This is a genomic window from Gordonia sp. C13 (genome assembly GCF_023218005.1).
In the GTDB taxonomy this organism is placed as follows: Bacteria; Actinomycetota; Actinomycetes; order Mycobacteriales; family Mycobacteriaceae; genus Gordonia; species Gordonia namibiensis.
On sequence record NZ_JALPSY010000009.1, the window covers coordinates 141,547 to 151,565 of the forward strand.

The window sequence follows — 10,019 nt, forward strand, 5'->3', positions numbered from 1 at the left end:
CGGCGCTATGTCCCTACGTTCTCTACCGATTCCCGGCCCGTCAGCGGCAGGTCGCTCGCCAGACGAAGTGTGCCGTTCAGATCGGGCTGCTCGAAGGTGACCCGCGCGTCCCGGCCGTCGACGATCAGGGACGCGATGGTGTTGCCGAACAGCGGGCCCACCTCGCTGTGCCATCGGACCGGTAGCTTCGGTGAACCGCGGAAGCTCGCCCAGCGTCGGACGACCCGCGCGATGCGCGGCGACCACCCGAGGCGGAACACAGATTTCATGTACGGGGGAATGGCGTTGTGCACCGGCGAGCACACCAGTTGGAACACGGTCGCGCTCGTGGGTTCGTCGAATTCGGCTCGTGCGGCGTAGCTGTGGTGGACGTCGCCCGACAAGACACTGACCGTCGCCGGTCCGGTCGTCTCGGTGCCGAGCCGGGCGACATCGCTGATGATCCGACTCAATCGGGTGAAGGAATCGAAGAAGGCCGGCCAGTGTTCCAGATCGGCGCCCTGCCGGACCTTCTCGGCCAGTGTGCCGACCCAGCCGTCGTGCCGGGCCCCGATCTCGTCGAGGGTCTCGACGTCGCTGAGGACGGGCGGGAGCAACCACGGCAACGACGACCCGAGCACCAGGTGGTCCACCGACTCGATGTCGTCGTTCACCTGGCGCTCGACCCAGTCGAATTCGTCGTCGCTCACCATCTTTCGTGCGCCGCCGGCGAGGATGCGGCCGTTGCGGGAGTCGATCATCGTCAGTCGGCTCGCACCGAGGTCCCAGCGAAAGCTGAACCGGATCCCCTTGACCCCGTCGGTTTCGGCGTCGGCACGGTCGGCGAGGTCGACCAGATACGGCCAGCAATCCCCGTCGATGTCCTTCACTGCGCGGTAGTCCTCGGAGGCGGCCAGCTCGGCAGGCGACAGGTTGCCCAGGTGCTGGTACACCCAATACGACGCGAGTCCGGCCCGGATCCGGTCCCGCCACCACGGTTCGCTCTCCATCTCGCGGCGCCAGGTGTCCGAGGTGTTCCAGTCGTCGCGGATGTCGTGATCGTCGAAGATCATCGCGGTCGGGACGGTGGACAGAATCCAACGGATCTCCGGGTCGCCCCAGGTGTGCCGGTAGAGACCTTCGTACTCCTGAAAGCTCACCACCTCGTCGGACGGGCCGTTGGTCGCGGTTCTGGTCGCCTCGAGTTTCTCCTTGACCTGTGGGGTCAGCTCGTCGGCATAGACCTGATCGCCGAGCAGTATGAGCGTGTCCGGCCACGCCGCGACCGGCAGACGGCGCATGCGGACGGCGTAGCAGTCCAACGCGTCGACGCCGAGTTTCCGGTCGATCCTCGGGTCCTCGGCCCGGGGGTATCGGCAGGACCCGAAGACGAACCGGTGATGATGGGCGGACGCCGGACCCCGGGTGCGGATGACGCTGGGCGGGAAGGTCGAACTCGGCAGGGGCCACGCCCGGGAACCGTCGACGGTCACCGTGTACTCGATCGTGGTGTCCGGAACCAGTCCGGTGATCTCGACCAGGGCGTAGTGGTTTCCGAGCACCTCGAAGGTGCGCGCCCGGCTGCCGAGGATCTCGACCTCGGCCGGGGCCTCGGTCTGGACCCATACCAGCGCAGATGTCTCGTCGACGTGCCGCAGAATCGGTCCGAGTACCAAGGCCATTGCCCCAGCGTATGCCGCGCGGTCCTCGATCGTGGCGGTCTCCGCTGACGTGGGCCGGGATCAGGTCCTGAGTGGGCGTCGTAGGCTGACGAACGGACGTACCGGGGCGAGGACGAGGTGGAGATCGATGACGAGCGGTACCGACCTGGATGCGACTGTCGCAGAGGTACTCGCCGAGCTGGCCGAGCTCGAGGACCCGAGGATTCGTGCGGTCAACGAAAAACACGGGGACGACCACGGGGTGAACCTGACCAAGCTGCGGGCTGTCGCCAAGCGACTCAAGACCCAGCACGATCTGGCACTCGCGCTGTGGGCCACCGGCGACACCGCGGCCCGGCTGGTCGCGCTGCTGATCTGTCGCCCGAAGGCCTTCGACGCCGCGCAGCTCGACACGATGGTCCGCGAAGCCGCACGCCCCAAGGTGCACGACTGGCTGGTCAACTACGTGGTGAAGAAGAACGGGCACAAGGAGGAGCTGCGCCTCGCGTGGATGGACGACGCCGACGAGGCGGCGCTGAGCGCCGGCTGGGCCCTCACGACCGAGCGGGTGGCCAAGAATCCCGACGGTCTCGACCTCGTCGAGCTGCTCGACACCATTGAGGCCGGCATGAAGGACGCCCCCGCACGCCTGCAGTGGGCGATGAACACCTGCCTGGCGACGATCGGCATCGAGCATCCCGAACACCGCACTCGCGCAATCGGAATCGGCGAGCGACTGAGGGTGCTCGAGGACTACCCGACATCGCCGGGATGCATCTCGCCGTACGCGCCGGTCTGGATCACGGAGATGGTCGCACGGCAGGAGGCCTGAGGCGTGCTCAGGCGGTCTGAGGACCACGCGGGTCGGTATGCAGTGCTCTATCCCGCCATCGCGGAGGTTGCCCGGCGCCTCGACGCCGAGTACCTCGGCCTGATCGACGTCGGACGGCCCCTCGGACTCAATCTCATCGTCGACCGTGTGGGGATCTCCTACGGCGGCGACCAGCATCTGGGCGATGCATCGTCGCCGGTGCAGGTGGACTGCTCGGTGGTGGGTGACGGTCGAGTACCGAGGACACCGCCGCCGGAGGTCGATGTACGAATGATCCTCGACCGTGCGCCGCTCGACGTTCGAGACCCCGGCGGCCGTGACCGGATTCGGCGGGCCGTCGCGGACGGGTCTGTTCTCGACGCCGAGATCGATCTGGCGAAAGTGATTTCGCCGGAACGTATCTCGGGAGATCCGATTTCCGTACTTCCGGAGGCGGTCACGAGTGTCCCGGATCGTGCTCTGCCCGTCATCCTCACGACGTGGTCGCTGTCGCGGTACCCGCCGGAGAGGCGACGCCGCTTCGTCCATGCGATGGGGGAGGCCTCCGCCGCACGGAAAGTTGCGTGGGTGTCCGTAGAGGGAGTCGGCGTCGCACCGACCATTCCGACTCTCGGGGACCGTCCGGCGTCGGGGCACAGCATCATCGGCGTCACCGTCTTCGAACCGTCAGCGACACGGCTGCACTCCGAGGTCGCCGGCGACGCGCTCGGTCGGTGCTGGTCCCGCGGAAAGCTGTTGTCCTGGTTCGTCTGACGGCGCGCGCCCCGGCTCGACCATCGCATCCGCCTCCTCGGCATCTGCTCGGCGGACTGTCCGTTCGAGAGTCGACACGGCGATCGACAGCGCCGCGATCGCCGCGGCCACCACGAATGCGACGAGGTAACTCGCAGCGGTGATGATCGCGCCGAGGGCGGTGGCACCCACGGCCTGCCCGAACATCAACGCGATGAACAACAGTGCGGTGCCTGCTGCGGACCGGGTGGCGTCGATGGCCGAGGTCCAGGCGATGAGTGCCGACGTCGACGAGGTGAATCCCCACCCGAAGAACAGGCATCCGACGAGCGCGACCACCATCTGTCCCGGAGCTGCAGCGACGAGGAGGATGCCGACCGTCATCGTCGAGCAGCTGAGGATCCACGCGCACGTCGCGGTCCGCTTCGCCAGCGGGATCGCGGATCCGGCCACGGCGGCACCGCCGACCCCGATCATGATCCACGCGATGATCGTGCCGCGCTGCGACGAGCCGCCGGTGTCGACGAGGATCGCGCGGCCGTAGGTCCACATGGCGCTCGACGCCACACCCAACAGGACCGCGGCGGTCAGAGCCGTTCGGTGACGACGGACCCAGTCGACGGACAGGGCATCTCGTTGCTCATCCCGATAGGCCGAACCGGGCCGGTCGGCCGTCAGGAGAGCGATCGTGATGAACACGGTGATCACGCCGATGACCGCCCAGGTCAGCCGCCATCCGGGAAGGAAGAGCAGGGCCAGCAGGCCGGCGCCGACGAGGCCGGGGCCGGTGCCGGAGTTGACCATGGACTGGCCCCGGTCGATACGTTCGGCGGCGAGGTTGCGCCTGACGACACTCACCATCGCCGGTGACGCCAGTCCGGCCCCCACCGAGGCGATCACGGCGGAGATGCCGAAGACGACCAGATGCGCGGCCACGGCCATGCCCCAGACGCCGCCGGCCGCGGTCGCCATGGCGACGACGATCAACGTACGTGGGCGCCGTCGCCCGAACAGGAAACCGCACAGCGCGGCAAGGCAATAGACCAGAGAAGACCCTGCGGAAATGTATCCCGCCCGGGCCGAGTCGAGGGCCAGATCTGTCTGGATGTCGGGCAGGAACAGCCCGTACGCGAGGCGCACGAGTCCGTAGGTCGCCGCGATGAACGCTATACCGGTCACCACGACCAACCCCTCGCGCTCCGAACCAAACGAAAACGTGCGTTTCATATTTTCGATACTAGGCTGACGACCATGGGGATGCGCAAGAGCTCAGAGGAAAAACTGCTCGACGCAGTTGATGACCTGGTGTTCTCGCGCGGCATCGAGACGACGCCGGTCGACGCCATCCTCGCGCGTGCGGGCGTGTCGGCCGCGACGCTGTACCGGGGCTACCGCAGCAAAGAGGCGCTCGTCGCCGCCTCGCTCGAACGACGCCACGCACGGTGGCGCGAGGCGTGGGGGAATGCGATCGCCGCCGCGACCGACGACGAGGGCCGGCTCCTCGCCATCTTCGACGCCATCGACGAGTTCGCCGCACGACCGGACGGCGCGCGGTGGTGCGCGTTCCTCGGCACCGCGGCCGAGATGTCCGACCCGCCTGCCGAGATCGCCGAGGCCGTCACACGAGACACCGACTACATGCGGGACACCTTGCGCGACCTCGCCGCTCGTTTGCCGTGCCCGGACCCGGACCACCTCGCCGAACAGGTCCTTGTCGTCGTCACCGGCGAACTCGCGATGCGACTGCGGGACAACCCGTTACGTAAGTCGGCCCTAGGTCGGGAGATCGCCGGAACGCTCGTCACGATCGCGTGCACACCTGCCACGGACTGACTACCTATCGTCGTACCGCGACTCTCGTACGGGCGTGTGATTCACCGGAAGTACGAGGCGTACTTGCTGTAAGGCACCTGGCCGTTGGGGCTCGCCTTGATCGCGGCGGCCACCGGCGGCGGGATGGGAGCCCAGTAGGCGGGCATCGCGGCCGCGAGTGAGGGCTTGACGATGTAGAGGAGTGCAAAGTTCACGATCCAGAGCGGGGGAGCCATCGACATCCCGACGGTGCTTGTCGCTCCCGCCTTGGTGTTCGTTACCAACTGCGCGGTTCCCGACATCTGTTGCGCGACAAATCCGAACGGGACTTCGACGGTGTACGCCGACCGATAGAGTGCGGCCAGTGTGTCGAGCGCTCCGTTGCTCCGCAGCCAGGTGCCGACGTAGCCGCCGGGGGCGATCAGTGAATTGACCTGTCGCGTCGGCGCACTCGCATTCGCCGGACTCTGCAGCATGCCCTGCTTGTTCACGTACAGGCCGTAGCTGCCGACGACGGAGTCGCCGAACATCGGGCGACCCCTGGTGTTGGTCAGGATGAGCAGGCAGGCGTCGATGATCTTCGCGGCATCACGGCTGCCGCCGACCCCGCCGCCGGTGATGAGTGCACGGTACTGCTGTTCGGACAGAGCGTCTTTCGGCGACAAGCCGATGGCGGCGGCCGCCCGATTGGCGGCCGCGAGGCCGAGTGGCTGGTTCAGTTGCGCCGGGTCGGTGAGCTTGGGTGGCGCGACGCGCTCGAAGGCCGGGGCGCCCGAGAACGGGAGATCGAAACCGGTTGGACTCGCCGGGGCCGCCACTGCTTTCGGAGCGATCCCGACTGTGACAACAACCGCCGCAACCACTGCGAGGACCACGGCAACGGGTCCGGATCGCAGCGGCACGCCCGGCTGACGGGGAGAGACCTCGATATCCATGGGGACCTGCCAATCGCGCGGACCTGTGAGAGTTGGCTCAGTGAAACCCGTGGTCACCGAGGTGTCAATAGTCCGCGCGGCCGACAGCGTCGACGAAAAAGGCCGCCGGTTCGCGGGTGAGCTCGCGAACCGGCGGCCGATCCGGGGTCAGATCAAGCCGAGAGCCAGCATCGCGTCGGCGACCTGGGTGAAGCCCGCGATGTTCGCGCCCATCACATAGTTGCCGGGAACGCCGTACTCCTCGGCGGTGTGCAGGCAGTGATCGTGAATGGAGGTCATGATCTCGGAGAGGCGCTCCTCGGTGTAACCGAAGCTCCACGAGTCGCGAGATGCGTTCTGCTGCATCTCGAGTGCGCTCGTCGCCACGCCGCCGGCGTTCGCCGCCTTACCGGGCGCGAAGCTGACGCCCGCTTCGCCGAAGATGCGCACTGCCTCAGGGGTGCAGGGCATGTTGGCGCCCTCGGCGACGACGCGCACACCGTTCTTGACGAGCTGTGCGGCATCGGCGCCGTTCAGCTCGTTCTGCGTCGCACACGGGATCGCGATGTCCGTGGGCACGTTCCACAGCGAGCCGTTTGTGACCAGCCGCGCCGAGGAACGGGCGGACACATAGTCACCGATGCGCCCCCGCTGGACGTTCTTGATCTCCTTGAGGAGTTCTAGGTCGATACCGGCTTCGTCGACGACGTACCCGCTCGAATCCGAGCAGGCGACGACGCGGCCACCGAGTTGTTGGATCTTCTCGATGGCGAAGATGGCGACGTTGCCCGAACCGGAGACGACGACCGTCTTGCCGTCGAGCTTGTCGTCGGCTGCGGCGAGCATGTCGCGGACGAAGAAGACCGCGCCGTACCCGGTGGCCTCGGTGCGCACCTGCGAACCGCCCCAGGCGAGCCCCTTGCCGGTCAGGACGCCGGATTCGTACCGGTTGGTGATGCGCTTGTACTGGCCGAACAGGTAACCGATCTCGCGGCCGCCCACGCCGATGTCGCCCGCGGGTACGTCGGTGTACTCACCGATGTGGCGGTAGAGCTCGGTCATGAAGGACTGGCAGAACCGCATGATCTCGAGATCCGACTTGCCCTTGGGGTCGAAGTCGGAACCGCCCTTGCCGCCACCGATCGGCAGCCCGGTCAGTGCGTTTTTGAAGATCTGTTCGAAGCCGAGGAACTTGACCACGCCGAGGTAGACGCTGGGGTGGAAGCGCAGGCCGCCCTTGTAGGGGCCGAGTGCCGAGTTGAACTCGACGCGGAATCCGCGGTTGACCTGTACCTGGTTCTGGTCGTCGATCCACGGCACGCGGAAGATGATCTGCCGCTCGGGTTCGGTCAGACGCTTGATGATGCCGGCGTCTGCGTAGTGCGGGTGCTTGGCCAGGACGGGTCCGAGGCTGTCGAAGACCTCACGAACGGCCTGGTGGAACTCGGCCTCTCCGGGGTTGCGCGCAACCACCTGTTCGTACAGATCGCTGATCTTCTCGTCGAGCACGGCCACGGCGGCCACCACTTCCTTGTTCGATTCGTGCGGAACGCCGGTGCACCCCGAATCGGGTCACCGCCAACCCGCAGCCTATCGAGCGACAGGAAACATGTGTGAATCAGTCCGACGCCGCGCCCAGGCGACGATCGCCGTGAGATTCCTGGCAGATCGCTCCGACGTGCTCATCACGAGATAGAAAGTGGAGGTCAGAGCGTTTCCGTTGACGGCTGCCTCGTAACCGGCGACGCGTGCGACGTGCCGGGCACGTTCTCGTGCGATCTCGGTCTCATCGGGTGTCGATGCTTCGGCGACCACCAGCAATCCGAGCCTGCGGGCGTTCGACGCGGCGATCGACACCGCGTCTATCAGTTCGTCCTCCTGTCGTCGTTCAAGTCGACGGCCCCGCCAGTCCCACCACCTGCGCCGCGGCCGAGGTGCGCGACCCAGCACGGCGATACACGACCTCGCCCCGGCCGTTGTCCGTCGCTCCGGGACGGTGTCGCGGACCCTCGGGCCACCGAACCCGGGGTCCACGATCTCGATGTTCAGCCCTCGGTTCCGGAGGGTTCGGCACAGCCTGGTGGTCAGCTCGCCCGGTCGGGCGATGACGACCACCTCGGCTGTCGCAGTCGGGTTACGAGCCGGCGGCTGCGGCCGGCTCGTCGGGACCTCGGCCGACCCGACGACGGCTCTCACCGGGGCACCGCCGGACGACCGCGACCCCGGATGCACCGCCACGTTGCGTCAGAGAAGCTCGATCCGGTGGTCTTTCACCGCGACCGTGCTCCTCTGCCCGTTCGGCAGCAGATAGGTCCGGACATCGCCGACGTCGGCGCCCAGCACCGCACGCCCGAGCGGTGAGTCGGGCGAACACACGTCCATACCCACCAGGGCGTACTGCTCCGGAGCTCCCACCAGAAAGGTGGTGACGTCGGCTGGATCGTGATCGAAGACAACGGTGACGACCGAACCGACCTGGACGGTGCCGTCTGCTGACGGTTCGGCATCTGCCGTGGACAGCGCGGCGTACAGCTGCGCCAGACGCCGGTCGAGCGATTCGAGACGCTCCAGGGCGCGATGGTAGGCGTCGTTGTTGTCCAGATCGCCGGCGGCGCGATGATCGAGGACCTCGGCACTGACGACGGCTCGATCGCGAATCTCCGCGGCCAGCTGACGCTCGAGCACATCTCGGGTCAGGGGTGTTGTCGGGACAGGTGCTGCGGTGGTCATCGTTGCTTCCTCTACTAGGGGGGCGAGATGTCGGCGTCAGGACGTCGCGATCAGGGACCTTGCGCGGAGCTCGAGCATCGGGTGGCGAGCCGCGATCTCTGCGCGTGAGATGTGGTCCGGGTCGGTGCTGAGGGTGAGAATCCAGGGCACCGATTCCGCAGCTCCTCCCGGCGGCGAATCGACTCCCGAATCCGAGTCCCAGGGGTCGAGCTCGAGGTCGGCGAGAATGTCCCGCGACAGGCTCTCCAGCTTCGACTCCGTCAGCCGGCCCGAAGGATCCGCGAAGGCGAAGCAGATGTCCTTGCCCACCGGCACGCCGAAGTCGTCGACGTCGTTTTCTCGATGCCACTGCCGACGCAGGAGCCGGGAGTCGGAATCCTCGACGACAAGCGAATACTTCACCGTTTTCGGAAAAGCGTTGAATGCGCGTGAAGACGCTTGATCGAGAAACTTCCTCACCCGACTCTTCGATGCGCAGACCCGGATACGACACTCCATGACAACCGCTTGCACGGCGACTCTTCCTTCCACTGAAAACCGGCCGGTCGGGCCGGTGACACGGACTCTAGCCGAAAAAAATATAAAAGCCAGTCGGCTTCCTTCCTGGGCCTGCTCTACTGCGAAAGCAACTGCGGTGCAGGTTATTAAGTGACACCCAGTGCTGCGGAGCGGTAGAGACGAGCCGCGATGGGCGGCGACTGGACTTTTATTTTTTCTGGGCTATGGTCACGGAGGTGAGTGGGTCTCCAACCTCACTTCATCATTCATGTCAGCGAGGAATCATGGCAGAAAAGAATTCCAGTTCGAAAAAACGCCGCCAAGAATTGAAATTGAGGCGCGAGAAGAAGCGTGCGAGCGAAGACAGCTCGATCATCCGAAAACGGAAGAATGTGGGATGACGTGGAACAGAACACGCATCTCGCAGAGGTCCTCACCTATCTCCACGACCGTTTCTCGACGCTGGCCGCGGTCGAGCGGCCGCAGTCCGAGCTGCTTCGGGGATTCCGGGCAGGCATGACATTCGCTCGCGTCTGCGTCCTCGACGAGATCACGACCGAGTCTCTCCGTCCCGACGCGTTCGTCGGCGCAGCTGTGGTCTCAGGGGGTCTGCGCCGGGACTTCGACATCATCCAGGGACTCCTGGATCGTCTCGATCGGGAGGGGCGGTGGGCCGCCGACGCCGACGACAGCGAGTTCCGGGTCGGTTACCACGCCGCGTTGGGAATAGCCCGCCATCACCTCGAGGTGGCTCGCCGGACACTCGACCTCCGGCAGGCACCGGCCGGAGTGCATCGGCCGGTCCGCAGCCGATCCCGACGAGCTGCGCTCACCGCCGGATAGTCACACCTGTGCGTGGGA

10 protein-coding genes are annotated in these 10,019 nt (G+C 66.3%); 4 read left to right on the forward strand and 6 right to left on the reverse strand.

Features of this window, described 5'->3' with window-relative positions; all coding sequences use genetic code 11:
- Window positions 1-5: 5 nt before the first annotated feature.
- Window positions 6-1,661 carry an alkaline phosphatase D family protein gene (locus M1L58_RS10270; RefSeq protein WP_248658824.1) on the reverse strand — a complete coding sequence of 552 codons (1,656 nt, stop codon included), beginning with the start codon at window positions 1,659-1,661 and terminating at the stop codon, window positions 6-8.
- A gap of 127 nt (window positions 1,662-1,788) precedes the next feature.
- Between M1L58_RS10270 and M1L58_RS10275 the strand changes: the two genes are divergently transcribed.
- Both M1L58_RS10275 and M1L58_RS10280 read left to right on the forward strand, forming a co-directional pair.
- A complete protein-coding gene (locus tag M1L58_RS10275; RefSeq protein WP_248658825.1) occupies window positions 1,789-2,472 on the forward strand; it encodes a DNA alkylation repair protein in 684 nt (227 codons plus the stop codon).
- 3 nt (window positions 2,473-2,475) lie between these two features.
- The gene (locus tag M1L58_RS10280; protein ID WP_248658826.1) at window positions 2,476-3,225 is read left to right on the forward strand and encodes a DUF2332 family protein; all 750 of its coding nucleotides are present in this window, start codon (window positions 2,476-2,478) and stop codon (window positions 3,223-3,225) included.
- On the opposite strand, the gene M1L58_RS10285 is transcribed toward M1L58_RS10280, so the two are convergent.
- Window positions 3,139-4,431: an MFS transporter gene (locus tag M1L58_RS10285; protein ID WP_248658827.1), complete on the reverse strand. Its 1,293-nt coding sequence runs from the start codon at window positions 4,429-4,431 to the stop codon at window positions 3,139-3,141. The two genes, M1L58_RS10280 and M1L58_RS10285, sit on opposite strands and share 87 nt — an antisense overlap.
- A 24-nt stretch (window positions 4,432-4,455) precedes the next feature.
- Here M1L58_RS10285 and M1L58_RS10290 point away from each other — a divergent pair, with 24 nt between their 5' ends.
- Window positions 4,456-5,037, forward strand: a complete 582-nt coding sequence (locus tag M1L58_RS10290) for a TetR/AcrR family transcriptional regulator (protein WP_006864975.1) — start codon at window positions 4,456-4,458, stop codon at window positions 5,035-5,037.
- Window positions 5,038-5,078: 41 nt separating this feature from the next.
- Here the strand turns inward: M1L58_RS10290 and M1L58_RS10295 are convergent, their stop codons facing one another.
- The 4 genes from M1L58_RS10295 to M1L58_RS10310 all read right to left on the reverse strand — a co-directional run bounded on the left by M1L58_RS10295 (window position 5,079) and on the right by M1L58_RS10310 (window position 9,062).
- Window positions 5,079-5,951 (reverse strand): hypothetical protein, encoded by an 873-nt coding sequence (locus M1L58_RS10295; RefSeq protein WP_248658828.1) that lies wholly within the window; start codon window positions 5,949-5,951, stop codon window positions 5,079-5,081.
- A gap of 147 nt (window positions 5,952-6,098) precedes the next feature.
- The gene (gdhA, locus tag M1L58_RS10300; RefSeq protein ID WP_248658829.1) at window positions 6,099-7,457 is read right to left on the reverse strand and encodes an NADP-specific glutamate dehydrogenase; all 1,359 of its coding nucleotides are present in this window, start codon (window positions 7,455-7,457) and stop codon (window positions 6,099-6,101) included.
- Window positions 7,458-8,174: 717 nt separating this feature from the next.
- Window positions 8,175-8,660, reverse strand: a complete 486-nt coding sequence (locus tag M1L58_RS10305) for a GreA/GreB family elongation factor (protein WP_248658830.1) — start codon at window positions 8,658-8,660, stop codon at window positions 8,175-8,177.
- A 36-nt stretch (window positions 8,661-8,696) separates the two neighbouring features.
- Window positions 8,697-9,062 (reverse strand): hypothetical protein, encoded by a 366-nt coding sequence (locus M1L58_RS10310; protein ID WP_167330262.1) that lies wholly within the window; start codon window positions 9,060-9,062, stop codon window positions 8,697-8,699.
- Window positions 9,063-9,560: 498 nt separating this feature from the next.
- Here M1L58_RS10310 and M1L58_RS10315 point away from each other — a divergent pair, with 498 nt between their 5' ends.
- The gene (locus M1L58_RS10315) at window positions 9,561-10,001 is read left to right on the forward strand and encodes a hypothetical protein (protein ID WP_248658831.1); all 441 of its coding nucleotides are present in this window, start codon (window positions 9,561-9,563) and stop codon (window positions 9,999-10,001) included.
- Window positions 10,002-10,019: the final 18 nt, after the last annotated feature.

What these genes read in the sequence shown, in the direction of transcription:
- M1L58_RS10270 (WP_248658824.1), bottom strand. Translation starts at nt 1,661, where the DNA reads ATGGCCTTGGTACTCGGACCGATTCTGCGGCACGTCGACGAGACATCT.
- M1L58_RS10275 (WP_248658825.1), top strand. Translation starts at nt 1,789, where the DNA reads ATGACGAGCGGTACCGACCTGGATGCGACTGTCGCAGAGGTACTCGCC.
- M1L58_RS10285 (WP_248658827.1), bottom strand. Translation starts at nt 4,431, where the DNA reads ATGAAACGCACGTTTTCGTTTGGTTCGGAGCGCGAGGGGTTGGTCGTG.
- M1L58_RS10290 (WP_006864975.1), top strand. Translation starts at nt 4,456, where the DNA reads ATGGGGATGCGCAAGAGCTCAGAGGAAAAACTGCTCGACGCAGTTGAT.
- M1L58_RS10295 (WP_248658828.1), bottom strand. Translation starts at nt 5,951, where the DNA reads ATGGATATCGAGGTCTCTCCCCGTCAGCCGGGCGTGCCGCTGCGATCC.
- M1L58_RS10305 (WP_248658830.1), bottom strand. Translation starts at nt 8,660, where the DNA reads ATGACCACCGCAGCACCTGTCCCGACAACACCCCTGACCCGAGATGTG.